Below are 15,600 nucleotides of genomic sequence, written 5' to 3' on the forward strand. Positions count from 1 at the left end.
TTAACAAAATTGTATCATAAATTTTCATATTCATACCCACTTGGGATAAAAATTTGATAATTATTTTTAAGTTTTGGATACATTAAATCCAAATCCTTGCTAAATGCTGCTGTTAAATTTTTGCCTAAAATTTTCTCATCAAACGGGACGAATTGTAAAAATTTACTATCTTTGCATAGTGTTAAAATCGGATTTTTGTTGCTATCATCGCAGATATGAAGCTTTTGTCTAAAAAGCTTTGCTAAATTTTTATAATTTTCTATAAAAGCCTGTTTTGTATTTAAATTTTGATTGAAAAAATATAGATAAATATCTAAATTTAATTGAGCACTAATGTCGAAAATAACGCTAGATTCCTCCGTTGCGTTTGCTCCTGCTGTAACTACAACGCTTTTTGTAATATCCTTAAAATCGCACTCGCCGGTTGTTAAAATCGGTATGTTTAAGATATAAAATTTATCTTTAAACATTTCAAATAGCGAATTTTCTGTGATAATCAAACCGATGTTGTATTTTTGTGTTTCATTTAAAAAATTTAGCTTTTCTTTTGTGGAATAATCGATTAGAATTTCGATTTTATCATTATCTTTAAGCATTTTTAAATTTTCAAATGTTTCATTTATGGTCGGATTTAAAATTCGCACAAAAAGCTTATGATTTTGTAAATTTTCGTTTAAAAGTTGTGCTGTTTGTAAAATTTTTTCGATTTGAGATTTGCTCATATTTTTCATATCAATCAGTGCGTATAAATTTAGCCCAAAAGGCGAAGGAAACTGCCCGATTTGCTTTTTAATCGTTCTAAATAGCGTCCTAAGCGCACTTGGCTCGCCCACAACCAAAATGCTATCATTTGGCATAATGACTGTGTTTGCGTTTGTTACGATATAGCTATTGTGGCGATAAATCATAGGAATTTGAAATTTTCCCTGAGCCGTCAAAAGTCCAACTTTTTTATAAGCATACGAGCTTCCGATTGGCACTTTTACTTCCATTATCTCGCCCTTTCCTATGCCTATATTATCGGCATAAACGGGGCTATCTGGTAAAAAGCCGATTAGGCGAGAACTGCAAAGCGAAAGAGCGTTTAAAACTTTTATATGATCTTCATTTTTATACTCTTTTGCAAAGCCCCAAAAATCGACTATATAAAGCTCTAACTCAGGCGAGATTTCTTTTAAATTTGCAGTGGTTATTTTAGTATCAAATTCGCTCTCCATAACAACAATACACTGCATAAATTCGCTCTCAATTACTATTTGGCGCAGTTTTTCAATGCTTGTAGGATCAAAGCTATGAATTAAAAAATTTTCACTATCTTTTAACTTTTGTGGCACAAATTCGTCGCTTTTTGCGATTATTACATAATTATGCAAAACATTTTTTATCTTAAATACTCTTTCTAAGAAATGTTTTGCTAAAATACCGTCGCATATAATTAAAATTTGCTTCATAAAAACTCCAAAAAATAAAGGGAAATTATACAAAAAATGGAATTTAAAATAGATAAAACCGACGGAAATGCAAGGGCTTGCACTATTAAAACTGCTCACAGCGAGATTTTGACGCCTGTTTTTATGCCTGTGGGGACAGTCGGAGCCGTAAAAAGCCTAGATGCCTTTGATATGAAAGAAATTTTAGATGCAAAAATCATTTTAGGAAATACTTATCATCTTTATTTGCGACCCGGTTCTAAAATAGTGCGTGAGTTTGGCGGATTGCACGGATTTTCTAAATTTGATAGAAGTTTTTTGACTGATAGCGGCGGATTTCAGGCATTTTCACTAAGAGCTAATACCAAAAACGATGACGGCGGGATTAAATTTAAAAGCCATATTGACGGCAGTTTGCACTATTTTACGCCAAAAAGCGTGCTTGATACGCAGTATGATTTAGGAAGTGATATTATGATGATACTTGACGATCTTGTCGAGCTTCCAAAAAATCCAAATTTACTTGAACCTGCTGAAAAAATAAAACTAAAAAAACGCATTGATTTAAGTGTCAAACGCACGGTATCTTGGGCAAAAGAAGCCATTGAATATCATAAATTTAATCAATCTCGTGGCATTGGCGTAAATCAAAATATTTTTGGCATTATTCAAGGCGGAACGGATTACGGGGCTAGAAAAATTTGCACCGAAAGTTTATGCGAAATGCCATTTGACGGACTAGCTATTGGCGGACTTAGTGTGGGCGAAAAAAATGAGATAATGTATGAAGTGGTCGAAAATTTAATGCCGTTTTGCGACACAAATCGCCCAAGATATTTAATGGGGGTCGGTACACCAGAAGATTTGGTCGAAAATGTGGAGCGAGGCGTTGATATGTTTGATTGCGTTATGCCTACAAGAAACGCAAGAAACGGCACTTTATTTACAAGTTTTGGCAAAATTTCAATCAAAAACGCAGCCTTCATAAACGACCACGAGCCAATCGATGGTGAGTGCGACTGCTACGCGTGCAAAAACTATTCGCGTGGGTATTTAAATCACCTTTTTCGTGCAAAAGAGCTTACTTTTTATAGACTAGCAAGTTTGCATAATTTGCATTATTATCTAAATTTAGCCAAATCTATGCGAGAAGCGATTTTAAATTCAAAATTTAGTGAATTTAAAAAGGAATTTTACGCAAAAAGAGCAAAAAACTCTTAATTTTAAATTACCTAAAAATGGTGGTTTGGAATTTAGGCAAAATTTTGCTAAAAATTTGCTTAATGCAACACCTATATGTGAATAAAATTCAATTTTGATAAAAACCCATTTTTAGGGCTTTTGTGTAAATAAATTTTAAAAATTTAGCGAATTTACGGGAAAGTTATTAACCGATTTATTCACATGTGAATATCTGAATTTTCTCTTAAAATTTTAGAATTTAGAAATTAAATTTTATGACTTTTATCGAATTTGCTAAACTTATGAAAAAATTTATGATAAAAAATATAAAAATAATAAACACAAGCGTTTTAAACGATTTTTTATTTTTTAAATTTTCGGATTGTTGCATATATTCTTGCGTTGATTTTTGCATATCATTTTCGTCCCAAAAGTCGTCATCTTCGAATTTATCGCTATTTTCTTTGTAGTCATTTAAATTTAGACTTTCAAAAGCGTTTTCTTTTTCTTTTTTGTCTGAATTTTCAAATTTATGCGAATTTAAATTGTCGTATCTATTTTGCCAAAGTTTTTCATCTGATGAATTTATCGCAGAATTTGGCTTTTGAGATGGGGCGGATTTTTCTATTAGTTTTGTTATTATCGCTCTGCTACCTTTTGGCGTAAATTCGACAATGTCGCCAAAATCCGCACCGATTTCGCGTAAATTTAAACTAGTGCAAAAATACTCTTTTTTATCATCTTGCGAGACGAGAGTGTTTTCGCCAATAATCTGTCCAAACAAAATCTTACCTTACATTCCAAATATTTCTGCTGTCATTTTCGATTTGATTAATCATTATATACGAAATAATATAAAGCAGGGTTGCAAGTATGATACCGCCGAGTGTAAAAATTTTGAATTCTTGATAAGTATTTAAAACTTCAATAGCTAAAAAACCAGCAACGCAAAGGAATTCAATCAAAATGGCGACAAAAAACAACCAAATTCCCGAAACTTTACTAGCTTTATAAAACATTTTTAATTTATAAAAATATGTCAAAAGCAAGAGTAGCGCGATACCGCCGACGACTTCGAGCGAACTCATTAGGCTATTAAATCCAAAATAATACCCGCATCCGATAATGGCTAAAAATGTAAGTATAAAAAACATATTGAAATTTACATTTTGCTTTAAAATCGAAGTATTTCTGGAAGCATACGAAAAATTTGCAAATGCTGAGTGTGAAGGTATGATATGCGATAAAATCACAACTAAAAAACAAATCGCAATAAGTGCCAATAAAACAAAACTTTCACTTAGCATACCGATGTAGGCTAAGCCAAATTTAATGACTTGCGTTAATTCGTCTATAAAAAAGAAAATCGCTCCGATACAAACAAGCGGTAAAATCACAGAAAAAATGCCAAATTTTTTAATATTTGAAATATAACTTTGAGTTAGAGAATTTTTCTTTTTATTGCGCTTTTGCGCTTTTTCGTCCATAAATTCAAATCCTGCAACCTTTGGATTATTGTTTGAATTTGTAAATTTTGATGAAACTTTTTGCGTAGAAGCATTTGGTGATGGTGCAAATGTATCTCTACGCGCAGCACTTGCTGTATCAAATTTTTCTATTTCAACAGCTCTTACACTCTGTGCTATAAAAGTTACTATATCGCCGTTTTTAAGCTCTTTATTTCCCATAACATCAGCTTGTGCATAAATATACATTTGATTGCCGTTCTCGCTAACAATCATCTTGCCATCAACTCTACCTCGCAGTTTTGTATCCACTTGTATATCCTTTATTCGACGGTTACGCTTTTTGCTAAATTTCTTGGCATATCTACATCGTTTCCTAAGCGAACTGAAATTTCAAGTGCAAAAATTTGCAAAATCAACATCATTTCAAAAAATTCGCTCATAGCATGATTTTGTTCGCTTGTTTTGATAAAATCATCGCTTAGCTTAAATTCGCTTGGAGAAATCGCCAAAATATAAGAATCCCTTGCGGCTAACTCTTCGACATTGCTTTTTGTTTTATCGTATAAAATATTTTTTGGCATTAAAGCGATTGTAAAAAGTCTTTCATCGGCTAGTGCGATAGGTCCGTGTTTCATCTCACCGCTTGGGTAGCCTTCGGCGTGAAGATATGAAATTTCTTTTAATTTTAAAGCGCCTTCAAGTGCAAGCGGATAAAAAATATCTCGTCCGATAAAGAAAAATCCATGTCCGTGTAAATAGTGCTTACTAAGGCGATGAATTTGATCGACCAAATCATCTTTTACATTTAAAATTTGCGGAATATGCTTCATAGCGGCGATTTCTTTTTTGATTTCGTCTTTGCTTATGGTTTTTCGCAAACTCGCCAAATACACAACCAACATCCACAAAACCATAACCTGCGTTGCAAAAGCCTTTGTGCTAGCAACCCCTTTTTCGATTCCTGCGCGAGTTAAGATTACGCTTTCGGCAAGGCGAACGATAGAGCTATTATCGACATTGCAAATAGCAAGAGTTTTTAGCCCTGCGTTTTTTGCGATTTTAAGAGCTTCGAGCGTGTCGGCAGTTTCGCCACTTTGAGAAATAACGATAAAAAGCGAGTTTTTATTTAAAAACGGCTCTTTATAGCGAAATTCACTAGCGACTTCGACTTTGGTGCGAATTTTTGCCATGCGTTCAAAAAGATAGCTTGAAACAAGTGCTGCGTGATAGCTTGTGCCACACGCACAAATGGTGATTTCATCAATATCATCAAACAATTTTTTATCAAGTTCATCAAATTTGATTTCATTTGTTTTAACGCGACCCATTTGCGTTTCGCCGATGACTTGACTTTGCTCGAAAATTTCCTTTTCCATAAAAAATCTAAAACCCTCTTTTTGGGCAAAACTTTTATCTTTTGGCAAATCCAAAAATGCTGTTTTAATCTCTTTTTTATCTTTAAAGATTTTGATTTCGTCGGCTTTTGCATAGCCATACATGCCGTCTTCAAGGTAGGTTGCTGTTTTTGCTAGACCGATGAGTGGCGCATCTGATGAGCTAAAAAATATTTCGTTTTTATCATCTTTGCCGATTATCATCGGAACCGCATTTTTAGCAAAAAATATAGTATCGCTTTGTGCTTTTGAGATAAGCAAAATCGCAAAAGAGCCTTTTAAGTGTCTAATCGTAGCTTCAAAAGCTTTAAAGGGATCTTTCATTTCATTATTAAATTTTTCAAAGCTATGCACGATGACTTCGGTATCTGTTTGACTTAAAAATTTAACGCCAATTTCTTCAAGTTCAGCTTTGATTTCTGCGTAGTTTTCGATGATTCCGTTGTGGATTACAAAGCTATATTCGCCTAAATGTGGGTGAGCGTTTAGTTCGGTTGGTTTGCCATGCGTCGCCCACCTAGTATGCCCGATGGCCACGCCAAAACCACTGCTAGAAAAATCTTTGGTTTTTTCTCTTAAATTGTCTAATTTTCCCACAGCTTTAAAATATTTTATCTCTTTACCTTTATCGCTCATTACGGCGATTCCTGCGCTATCGTAACCGCGATATTCAAGTTCTTTTAAACCATTTATTATGATTTCTTTTTTTTCATTTTTGCCGATATAGCCGACTATTCCGCACATATAAGACCTTTTTAACAAAAATTTGCTGTTATATTACTATGTTTAAAATTAAAAGTAAATATATCTAAAATATTCAAAAAATTTGCCTTTTTATAAGCAAAAAATGTATATAATTCCGCATTAAATTTTATAAATTTGGAAAAAATTTTGGAACTTATCGAAAAATTAGAAAATCAAGTTAGATTAAATTTTGACGAAGCTGTGAAATTATGGGATTTGGATTTGCTCCAACTAGCTAAATTTGCCAACGCTATTCGCACCGAAAAAAACGGCAAAAAGGTTTATTTTAACTCAAATCGCCATATAAATCCGTCAAATTTATGTGCCGATACCTGTAAATTCTGTGCTTTTTCGGCTCATCGCAAAAATGAGAAACAATCTTACACGATGAGCGAAGATGAGATTATGGCTATCGCAAGAGATGTCGCGGGGCGTGGCGTAAAAGAGCTTCATATCGTAAGCTCTCACAATCCAAACATAACGCCAGAATGGTATTTTGGAATTTTTAAAAAAATTAAAAGCGAATTTCCAAATTTGCATATCAAAGCTATGACCGCGGCAGAAGTTGATTTTTTCAAGCGAAAATGGAAAATGCCTTATAAAGAGACTTTGCAAAATATGATTGAAAGTGGCGTAGATAGTATGCCGGGTGGCGGTGCTGAGATATTTGATGAAGGCATTAGAGAGCAAATTTGCAAAGGAAAAGTTAGCTCAGAAAATTGGCTAGAAATCCACAAAATTTGGCATAAAATGGGTAGATGGAGCAACGCAACTATGCTTTTTGGGCATATTGAGAGTTTCGCTCATCGCACCGATCACATTTTGCGAATTCGCGCTTTGCAAGACGAAGCTCTTAAAAACGCGGGTGGCGGTGGATTTAACGCATTTATCCCGCTTGTGTATCAAAGAGAAAATAATTTTTTAGAAGTGCCAAAAGCTATGGGCTCGGCTGAGATTTTAAAAACGATTGCCATTTCACGCATTTTGCTTGATAATGTTACGCATATAAAAGCGTATTGGGCGACTTCGACGCTAAATTTAGCTCTTGTGGCACAAGAATTTGGTGCTGACGACATCGACGGCACTATCGAAAATGAAAGTATCCAAAGCAGTGCAGGGGCAAAAAGCAAAAAAGGTCAGAGCAAAAAAGATTTTATCGATATGGTGCAAACTGCGGGATTAATCCCGGTAGAGCGCGATAGTTTGTATAATGAAATCCAAATTTATGATAATTAAAAAATTTATTTAAGAAGGACAGAAAATGTTGAAGTTTTTTGAGTTGGACGAGAATAAAACTTCCGTCAAGCAAGAGTTAAATGCGGGAATTACCACATTTTTGGCGATGATTTACATCGTGCCTGTAAATGCCATTATTATGAGTGGCACAGGAATGCCCTATGAAGCGTTAATTACCGCAACTGCGCTGATTACTATTTTGGCGACACTTTTTAACGGGCTTTATGCGAATACGCCTGTTGCGCTAAGCGTTGGTATGGGATTAAATGCCTATTTTACATTTGGGCTTTGCAAAAGTGCTGAAATTCCTTGGCAAACTGCACTTGGAATTGTGTTTTTAAGTGGGCTTTTATTTACGATTTTATCTTTTACAAATTTCCGAATTTGGGTTATAAAATCTATTCCGCTTGATTTGCGTCGTGCAATAAGTGCTGGTATTGGTGCGTTTATTTGCTTTATTGGGCTAAAACAAATGGGTGTGATAGTCGAAAACCCTGCTACTTTGGTAGGTCTTGGAAATTTAAAGGATCCAAATGTTGCACTTGGAGTTTTTGGGCTTTTAATCATAATTGCACTTTTTGTTTTAAAGGTTAGAGCTTCGTTTATTTTTGGAATTTTGATTACTTCTGTTGTGGCTTGGGTTTTTGGAATTTCGCCTAAACCGGAAGGCTTAGTTTCGCTTCCGTCATCTGTGGCTCCTATTTTTGGGCAACTTGACATAAAAGGAGCGTTACAACTAGCATTTTTACCATTTATCATCACATTTTTTGTAACTCATCTTTTTGATAGTATCGGCACACTCACAGGCGTAGGAAATAGGGCAAAAATTTTTAGTGACGAAGATCCAAAAGGTATGAAAAAACTTGCACGAAATTTAACAGCCGATGCCGTTGGCTCAGTCGGTGGAGCAGTTATGGGAACTAGCACGGTTACGGCTTTTGCGGAAAGCGCAAGTGGTGTAGAAGCAGGGGGCAGAACAGGACTTACTGCTGTATTTGTAGCACTTTGCTTTATTTTGACACTATTTATGCTTCCGCTTTTTAAAGCAATTCCAAGCAATGCGATTTATCCGGTGCTAGTAATGGTTGGAATTTTGATGTTTTCTGAGCTTGGAAAGCTTGATTATAGCGATGTTGGAATCTTAATACCTGCGTTTTTCATCGTTATGCTTATGCCTTTTACTTACTCAATTACAAATGGTTTGAGCTTTGGATTTATAAGCTATTTGTTCGTTAGACTTCTTCAACGCAGATTTAGCGATATAAATTTGGGTGTTTTAGTCTTAGCAGGAATTAGTCTGCTTGTGTTTGCGGTCGCATAGGGAGTAGGGCGATGAGATATTATGGATTTGAAGAATTTGATAAAGATGTAAGAGAAATTTCAAAACGCGTCAGGGACGAATTCGCCCCTGATTGCATAGTTGCGATTGCAAGGGGTGGGCTAACTTTTGCTCACGGCATTTCAAATGCACTAAATTTAAGGAACATTAGCTGTATAAATTCTATTCATTACAGCGATGTTTATGAAGAGATGCGAAAGCTCGATACAATCGAAGTTTTTAATATCCCTGATCTTAGCAAATTTAATAAAGTCGTCTTAGTCGATGATATTATCGATAGTGGCGATAGCATGGTTGAGATCAAGCGAATTTTGTTGGAAAGATTTCCACATATTGACCTTAAAACGGTTGTGATTTTTTATAAAACCAATGCTTTGATTAAACCTGATTTTGCGATTAAACAAACGGACGAGTGGATAAATTTTTTCTGGGAAAATATAACGATTTAGCAAATTTGGAGTGTGAATTTGAAAAATTTTAATTTGCTCATTTTGTATTTTTGCACGGTTCTTACGATGTGCGTCATGTATGCCACGCAGCCGTTGCAACCACATTTTGAGCAAATTTTAGAGATTTCTAAATTTCAAGCCTCTATTTTTACAACTGCGATTTTAGTTCCACTTGCGTTTGCGTCGATTATTTATGGCTATTTTTTGGAAAAAATTTCTATACGAAAAGTGCTAATCGGCGTATTTTTTATATTTTCTGTGAGTGAATTTATCTTTGCATTTTGCGATTCATACGCTGTTATGATTAGCATTAGGATTATGCAAGGTTTTATCGTTCCTGCTACGCTAACAGGCATTATGAGCTATATTTCGCAAAGCGTCAGCCACACAAAAGTGGCTTCTGCAATGGGAGCTTATATCGGTATTACTATTGCCGGTGGTTTTATCGGGCGGTTTTTAAGCGGATTTTTTACCGATGTTTTTGGGTGGAGATTTTTCTTTATTCTGCTTGGAATTTTAACGCTCATTGCTTGTGTTTTATTGCTTAAAACGCTAGATGAAATAAAGACCAAATTCGTAAAACCGCGCCTTAGAAATATATCGCAAATTCTATCAATCCCACGAAATATCTATATTTATTTAGCGATTTTTGGCGTGTTTTTCGTTTTTCAAGCCGTTTTAAATATATTGCCTTTTGAGCTAGTCAGGCTTGATGGCGCATTTAGCGGATCAAAAACAGGCTTTATGTATGTAGGTTATATTATTGGGATTTTTATATCTTTTAATGTCGCAAAAATCGTAAATTTAAGCAAAACTGCGAGCAATGCTATTTTTATCGGCATTATTATTTATATTATTTCGCTTGGATTTTTGACGATAGAGAGCTTTTATGCTATCTTTGCTTCTATGCTTGTTTTTTACGCAGGAAGTTTTACTGCTCACTCGGTGGCAACGGCACATGTAAATAAAAAAGCGACTTCGCACAAAGGCATTACCAACGGACTTTATGTTAGTTTTTACTATGCAGGCGGCGCACTTGGTAGCTTTGTGCCGGGTGTGATTTACGAATTTGGCGGCTGGAATATGTTTTTGAGCGCATTGGCGATTTTGCTGTGTGTTTCGCTGTTTTTTATTTGGAAGTTGAAAAAATATGAAAAATCAAAAAATTTATCATAATGAAATTTTCGTAATTTCGCTTTTATTTATCGTTAGTTTTGGCTTTTTGCTTTTTGCGATTTCAAATTTAAGCATTAGTTTTTACGAAGCCGATATTTTGTATAACGAAAAAAGCCTTACTTCGCTAGTGGCGAATTTATCGTGCAAATTCTTTGGTTACAACGATTTTGCTTTGCGAATTCCTTTCATTTTCATACATTTTGCAAATTGTATTTTGCTTTATAAGATCTCCAAATTTATGCTAAAACGCAGATTTGATAGGGTTTTAAGCCTTATTTTGTATATGTGTTTGCCGGGCGTCCTAACAAGCGCAATCGTAGTAAATCCAGCAGGAATCGTTATTTTTATCACGCTTTTGATTTTATATTTTGAAAGCACAAATTTGCAAATTCCGCTTTTTATAACGCTTTTTATTTCGCTTTTTGTCGATAAATCTTTTTCTATTTTCTATATTTGTCTATTTTTGTATGCGGCGTATTATCGCAAAAAAGAGCTTGCGATTGCGTCGATTTTGCTTTTTGTAAGTAGCGTTATTTTTTATGAAGTCGGCACGAGTGGAAAACCGCGCGGGTATTTTTTAGATACGATCGGCATTTACGCAGCTGCCTTTTCCCCTGCCGTGCTTTTTATTTTTATTTATACGATTTATAGAATTTGGCTAAAAGATAGAAAAAATTTACTCTGGTTTGTCGTAAGCGGGACATTTTGTTTGAGTTTGATTTTCTCACTTCGTCAAAAACTAGAACTTGGGGGCCTGCTTCCTTTTTGCGTTATTTCAGCACCGCTTATGGTGCGTGTTTTTTTAAATTCATATCGAATTCGTCTGCCTGAATTTAGAAAACCACATAAAATTTCAGCCGTTATTGCGATTTTATTTTTGCTAATTAGTGCAAATTTGATTATTTTTAACCAAATTTTTTATCCTATTTTGTTTAAAGATAAACCACAAAAACATTTTATTTTTAAATATGACATTATAAAAGATTTAAGTTTAAAGCTAAAAAAGCACGGAATTTATGAGATAAATTGTCAAAATTATGAAACGCAGTTGCGTTTGAAATTTTACGGGATTGAAAAAAATCCAAATTTAATGCTTTTTGAAGATGAAGTAGATTTTTATGATAATAAGATTGAAGTGCGTAAATTTGGGAATTTGGTAGATGAATTTTATATCAAAAAGGCATTTTAATCATTTTTATGCTAAAATAGGGGGCAAATTTTTATAGAGGTAAAAATTATGAAAACTTTTAGAGCTTTTACGATGATTGAGCTTGTTTTTATCATCGTTGTTGTCGGAATTCTAGCCGCAGTTGCCATACCAAAGGTAGAGCGTAACGGCTTAATCGAAGCAGCAGATCAACTCTCTTCTCATATTCGCTATACGCAACAACTTGCGATGAATGATAATAAATTCAATGCAAATGATGATAATTGGCATAGGAAAGGTTGGAGAATTGAGTTTGACGGAACTAGATATTTTATTTATAGTGATATTGACGCTAGTGGAACCCCGCAAGCTAATGAATATGCAGTTGATCCGATGAATCCTGTAAAACTTTTAACATCATCAGGAGATGGAACTGACGCTACTAATCAAAATAAAAAATTAAATTTAGCAAGCACATATTCTATAACAAATATCGCTCTTGAAGGTGAAGGTGGTTGCGATGGAGAAAATCATATAATGTTTGATTTTAAAGGTCGTCCTATGGCTGATAATGCAAATTTATATGGTGGGCTATATACTGCTACTTGCACCATAACTTTGACAAATGCAGCAGGTGAAACTGCTGTTATTTTTGTTCAGCCTGAAACTGGCTATGTGGGCGCAAGTGCTGCGCAAAACCCTGCTGGTGGCGATATTTTATACACCTTTAATAACTAAAATATGAAACTTGCCAAAGCCTTTACGATGATAGAGCTTGTCTTTATCGTCGTAATCGTTGGCATACTTGCAGCCGTTGCGATACCTAAAATCGAACGCAACGGTTTAATCGAAGCAGCAGATCAAATCGCTTCTCATATCCGTTATGCTCAGCAACTTGCGATGAATGATAATAAATTTAATGCAAATGACCCAAATTGGCATAGAAAAGCTTGGCGAATTCAGTTTCACAACGGAAAAGTAGGCGATAAGCCAAAGTCTTGGAGATATACTATCTTTTGGGACAATGCAGTTACTGAACATGCAGGAAATCCAAACAGTGAAAACGAACTTGCCGTTGATCCAATGAATCCAAATAAATACCTAACTTCTGGTTTTGCAAACGAAGCTTTTAGTTTTAACCACGCAAAAATGAATAAAAAGCTTAATATAGGCGAAACTTATAGCATAACAAATGTAGTATTTGGCGGGGCTTGTGCTAGAATGACCACGGTGTCGTTTGACGCAAAAGGTCGTCCTATGGGGCAACTTACAAATTCTGCGATACCTTATGACAAGCTTTTTCATAGCGATTGCACTATCACTATTTCAAATGATAACGGCGATAGCGCCGTAATCACAATCACAAAAGAAACCGGTTATGTGGAGTATGCTTTAAATTTGAGATAAATTCATAAAATTTTGCGTAAAATTTTATGAATTTTAATAAAATATTCGCTCTAAATACAGCCCGTTTGGCGGCGCAGGTATGCGCGTGAGAGCTTTTTTGAAATTTATTTTTTGCCCCGAATTAAGCGATTTTAGGGCATTTGCCACCATTAAGCGAACCTGACTTCGCAAAAAGCCGTTTGCTGTAAATTTAATGATTGTGAGATTTTTATGTCTAAAAGCATAGGCTTTGTAAATTTCACGCACGGGAGATTTTATATCGCTTCCTGCTTTCATAAACACGCTAAAATCGTGTTCGCCTATAAAATTTGATAAAACCGAATTTAGCAAATTTATATCCAAATTCGGATAAAAATGACAAAAATCAGCCAAAAACGGATCAAATTCGCCGTGATTTAGTATATACCTATACGAACGGGCCTTAGCAGAAAATCTTGGGTGAAAATTCTCATCAACAAATTCAAGTTTTTTTACATAAATGTAAGGAGTAGCGTGGCGATTTATAAGCTCTTTTAAACGGCGTAAATCCCAAAAATCGGGGCAGGGCGTGGTGCTAACCTGAGAAAGCGCATGAACGCCTTTATCGGTGCGAGAACTTGTGGTTAGTGAGCCAAAAAGCCCAACATGCCCAAGGGCGTCTTTTAGGGCATTTTCTACGCTTAGTCCGTTTGGTTGGCTTTGCGAACCACAAAATTTTGCGCCGTTGTAAGAGTATGTGATTTTTAGCAAATTTTCGCCTAAATTTAGCGAATTTTTAGTAACGAGAGGCAATTTTAACCTTATAATAAATATATGAAGCAATCAAGCTTATAAAAAATGTTACAGGCACTGCAACTTGCGGTATCTTAGCTAGTATCATAATGAGTGCAAAATATACAAACAAAACGCCAAAAATTCCGCCATACACAAAGCCTTTTTCGTAGCGATAGGTTACAATCCCAAAGCTTAACGCAAAAAACACACTGGCAATCGGAAATAGCGAAACTAGCACATAAATGCTAAAATCTTTTTTGCGTTTTTGGCTGTTTTTCATATCTTTCCAATACTCCACAAAAGCACCGACTTCGCGGACACGAGAGTTCGCCAAAGTGCGGATAATTAGGCTTTCAAATTCTGTTATATGCCAATTATCATCTCGCATAGTGTAAGCTTTGCCGTCGCTCAGCTCAACCAAAAAATTTGCTTTGATATGCTTAAATTCGCCATTTTCAGCGATAATCATCTGCTCGTTTTCATTTTTTTTGCCCGGATTATACATAACTAAATTTTTGTAAATCGTGCGACCGTTTTCGTTTGCTTCATTTTCGATAAAAACGAGCCAGTCGCCGAATTTCTGCCCAAATTCGCTAGATTTGATATTTAGCGTTGCCCTTGCTTTTTTATAATCAATAAAATTCTCTTTTAAATTCTCCGCCATCGGCATCATCACAAGCGATATAAAAAGCAAAAAAGCAGATATTATAAACGCGACAAAAAAGAAGAACGAAGCGATTTTGCGTGTTTCGTAGCCGATGGTAAAAATGACGATAGTTTCATTTTCCTTTGAAAGGCGAAAAAGTGCCATAGTAAGGGCAACGAAAAAGGCAATCGGCACGGTAAAAATAAGAATTCTAGGAAGCATAAACAAATAAAGTTTTATAAGCTCGCTCAAATTTATCTCAATAAACGATGTAATGCGTGCGATTTGCAAAAAAAACACAATTGACATTATGATAAAAAGTGTGCTAAAAAGCGACGCAAACGAACTTACAAAATTCGAAAACAGATACTTTCTCGTTCTATCCATTAGATCAAAATTCCCACATCTTTTAAAAATGTAACGATTTTTTCGCCAAACATATAGGTTATAAGTAGCCCCAAAGCTAAAAACGGCACAAACGGAAGCTCATAGTTTTTTTGATTTGCAACGGCAAAGGCTGGAATTGTAAGCAATGCACCGATTAGTATGGCTAGTGAGCCTTGCGAAAGCCCTAAAATCGCCCCCATAACGGCGACTATGTAAATATCTGCTTCGCCTAAGGCTTGTTGTCCTTTGATTTTCCAAACGATTTTTCCAAGTAGCCAAAACGCAAACGCAAAAATCGCACCTGCGATAATGCCGTCAAAGCTAAATTCGAATAAAAGCGAGTAAATAACGGCAAAAACTAAACTCGCATAAAGAAGCGAATCAGGAACTGCTTTGTATTTAAGGTCGATCGCCGAAAGAGCTAAAAGCACGATAAAACAAAGCCCTAAAATCGCGGCTTTGATTAAATTTGGTTCAAAATAATATGCAATCCACATAAGCAAACCACCCAAAAGCTCGACAAGCGGATATTGAAAGCTGATTTTTTCTTTGCAAAATGCGCATTTTCCGCGTAAAAATATCCAAGAAAAGAGCGGAATATTGTGATAAAATTTCAAAGGCGTGTTGCAACTCGTGCAGTGCGAAGCGGGGAAATTTATGCTTTCTTCGCGTGGCAAACGATAAATCAAAACATTGCTAAATGAGCCGATACAAAGCCCTAAAATAAAAAAAACTACGCCGTAAAGTGTGTCTAATTGCATTTTTAAAATCCTAAATTTAGTAAATTCGCAAATTCTTAAATTTGCAAAATATTATTTTACAATGATTTGGCTAAATTTTG

At 35.2% G+C, this 15,600-nt stretch carries 15 protein-coding genes; 8 read left to right on the forward strand and 7 right to left on the reverse strand.

Going from position 1 to position 15,600, the window contains the following annotated elements:
- Positions 1-14: 14 nt before the first annotated feature.
- Positions 15-1,451 (reverse strand): TrkA C-terminal domain-containing protein, encoded by a 1,437-nt coding sequence (locus PF026_RS02935; RefSeq protein ID WP_270870487.1) that lies wholly within the window; start codon positions 1,449-1,451, stop codon positions 15-17.
- A 36-nt stretch (positions 1,452-1,487) separates the two neighbouring features.
- Between PF026_RS02935 and tgt the strand changes: the two genes are divergently transcribed.
- The gene (tgt, locus tag PF026_RS02940) at positions 1,488-2,651 is read left to right on the forward strand and encodes a tRNA guanosine(34) transglycosylase Tgt (protein ID WP_270864268.1); all 1,164 of its coding nucleotides are present in this window, start codon (positions 1,488-1,490) and stop codon (positions 2,649-2,651) included.
- Between the two features lie 220 nt (positions 2,652-2,871).
- Here the strand turns inward: tgt and PF026_RS02945 are convergent, their stop codons facing one another.
- The 3 genes from PF026_RS02945 to glmS are packed head-to-tail and all read right to left on the reverse strand — an operon-like array spanning position 2,872 to position 6,219.
- Entirely contained in the window at positions 2,872-3,396 is a 525-nt protein-coding gene (locus PF026_RS02945) for a hypothetical protein (RefSeq protein WP_270864269.1), read from the reverse strand.
- Between the two features lie 4 nt (positions 3,397-3,400).
- A complete protein-coding gene (locus PF026_RS02950) occupies positions 3,401-4,390 on the reverse strand; it encodes a hypothetical protein (RefSeq protein WP_270864270.1) in 990 nt (329 codons plus the stop codon).
- Positions 4,391-4,401: 11 nt separating this feature from the next.
- Positions 4,402-6,219 carry a glutamine--fructose-6-phosphate transaminase (isomerizing) gene (gene glmS / locus PF026_RS02955; RefSeq protein ID WP_270864271.1) on the reverse strand — a complete coding sequence of 606 codons (1,818 nt, stop codon included), beginning with the start codon at positions 6,217-6,219 and terminating at the stop codon, positions 4,402-4,404.
- Between the two features lie 144 nt (positions 6,220-6,363).
- Here glmS and mqnE point away from each other — a divergent pair, with 144 nt between their 5' ends.
- Genes mqnE through PF026_RS02990 form a run of 7 tightly spaced genes read left to right on the forward strand, consistent with a single transcriptional unit; the run spans position 6,364 to position 12,973 of the window.
- On the forward strand, positions 6,364-7,455 hold the full coding sequence (gene mqnE / locus PF026_RS02960) for an aminofutalosine synthase MqnE (RefSeq protein ID WP_270864320.1): 1,092 nt from the start codon (positions 6,364-6,366) through the stop codon (positions 7,453-7,455).
- A gap of 28 nt (positions 7,456-7,483) precedes the next feature.
- The gene (locus tag PF026_RS02965; protein WP_270864321.1) at positions 7,484-8,776 is read left to right on the forward strand and encodes an NCS2 family permease; all 1,293 of its coding nucleotides are present in this window, start codon (positions 7,484-7,486) and stop codon (positions 8,774-8,776) included.
- Positions 8,777-8,787: 11 nt separating this feature from the next.
- Entirely contained in the window at positions 8,788-9,243 is a 456-nt protein-coding gene (locus tag PF026_RS02970; protein WP_270864272.1) for a phosphoribosyltransferase, read from the forward strand.
- A 12-nt stretch (positions 9,244-9,255) separates the two neighbouring features.
- Positions 9,256-10,419: an MFS transporter gene (locus PF026_RS02975; RefSeq protein ID WP_442868021.1), complete on the forward strand. Its 1,164-nt coding sequence runs from the start codon at positions 9,256-9,258 to the stop codon at positions 10,417-10,419.
- Entirely contained in the window at positions 10,394-11,608 is a 1,215-nt protein-coding gene (locus PF026_RS02980; RefSeq protein WP_270864274.1) for a hypothetical protein, read from the forward strand. Before PF026_RS02975 ends, PF026_RS02980 begins: the two co-directional genes overlap by 26 nt.
- Before the next feature lie 48 nt (positions 11,609-11,656).
- Positions 11,657-12,304, forward strand: coding sequence for a pilus assembly FimT family protein (locus tag PF026_RS02985; protein WP_270864275.1), 648 nt, complete (start codon positions 11,657-11,659; stop codon positions 12,302-12,304).
- 27 nt (positions 12,305-12,331) lie between these two features.
- On the forward strand, positions 12,332-12,973 hold the full coding sequence (locus PF026_RS02990; protein ID WP_270864276.1) for a pilus assembly FimT family protein: 642 nt from the start codon (positions 12,332-12,334) through the stop codon (positions 12,971-12,973).
- Positions 12,974-13,006: 33 nt separating this feature from the next.
- Here PF026_RS02990 and truA read toward each other — a convergent pair whose 3' ends face one another.
- Genes truA through PF026_RS03005 form a run of 3 tightly spaced genes read right to left on the reverse strand, consistent with a single transcriptional unit; the run spans position 13,007 to position 15,520 of the window.
- On the reverse strand, positions 13,007-13,744 hold the full coding sequence (gene truA, locus PF026_RS02995; RefSeq protein ID WP_373567000.1) for a tRNA pseudouridine(38-40) synthase TruA: 738 nt from the start codon (positions 13,742-13,744) through the stop codon (positions 13,007-13,009).
- The gene (locus tag PF026_RS03000; protein WP_270864277.1) at positions 13,728-14,759 is read right to left on the reverse strand and encodes an LptF/LptG family permease; all 1,032 of its coding nucleotides are present in this window, start codon (positions 14,757-14,759) and stop codon (positions 13,728-13,730) included. The genes truA and PF026_RS03000 overlap by 17 nt, the downstream gene beginning before the upstream one ends.
- A complete protein-coding gene (locus PF026_RS03005) occupies positions 14,759-15,520 on the reverse strand; it encodes a prepilin peptidase (protein ID WP_270864278.1) in 762 nt (253 codons plus the stop codon). Before PF026_RS03005 ends, PF026_RS03000 begins: the two co-directional genes overlap by 1 nt.
- Positions 15,521-15,600 lie beyond the last annotated feature (80 nt).

It is taken from the genome of Campylobacter sp. CS_NA3 (genome assembly GCF_027797495.1).
Classification (GTDB): Bacteria; Campylobacterota; Campylobacteria; order Campylobacterales; family Campylobacteraceae; genus Campylobacter_B.

Excerpts from the sequence above, each read along its gene's own strand:
- PF026_RS02935 (WP_270870487.1), bottom strand. The coding sequence starts at position 1,451 with ATGAAGCAAATTTTAATTATATGCGACGGTATTTTAGCAAAACATTTC.
- tgt (WP_270864268.1), top strand. The coding sequence starts at position 1,488 with ATGGAATTTAAAATAGATAAAACCGACGGAAATGCAAGGGCTTGCACT.
- glmS (WP_270864271.1), bottom strand. The coding sequence starts at position 6,219 with ATGTGCGGAATAGTCGGCTATATCGGCAAAAATGAAAAAAAAGAAATC.
- PF026_RS02970 (WP_270864272.1), top strand. The coding sequence starts at position 8,788 with ATGAGATATTATGGATTTGAAGAATTTGATAAAGATGTAAGAGAAATT.
- PF026_RS02980 (WP_270864274.1), top strand. The coding sequence starts at position 10,394 with ATGAAAAATCAAAAAATTTATCATAATGAAATTTTCGTAATTTCGCTT.
- PF026_RS02985 (WP_270864275.1), top strand. The coding sequence starts at position 11,657 with ATGAAAACTTTTAGAGCTTTTACGATGATTGAGCTTGTTTTTATCATC.
- PF026_RS02990 (WP_270864276.1), top strand. The coding sequence starts at position 12,332 with ATGATAGAGCTTGTCTTTATCGTCGTAATCGTTGGCATACTTGCAGCC.
- PF026_RS03000 (WP_270864277.1), bottom strand. The coding sequence starts at position 14,759 with ATGGATAGAACGAGAAAGTATCTGTTTTCGAATTTTGTAAGTTCGTTT.
- PF026_RS03005 (WP_270864278.1), bottom strand. The coding sequence starts at position 15,520 with ATGCAATTAGACACACTTTACGGCGTAGTTTTTTTTATTTTAGGGCTT.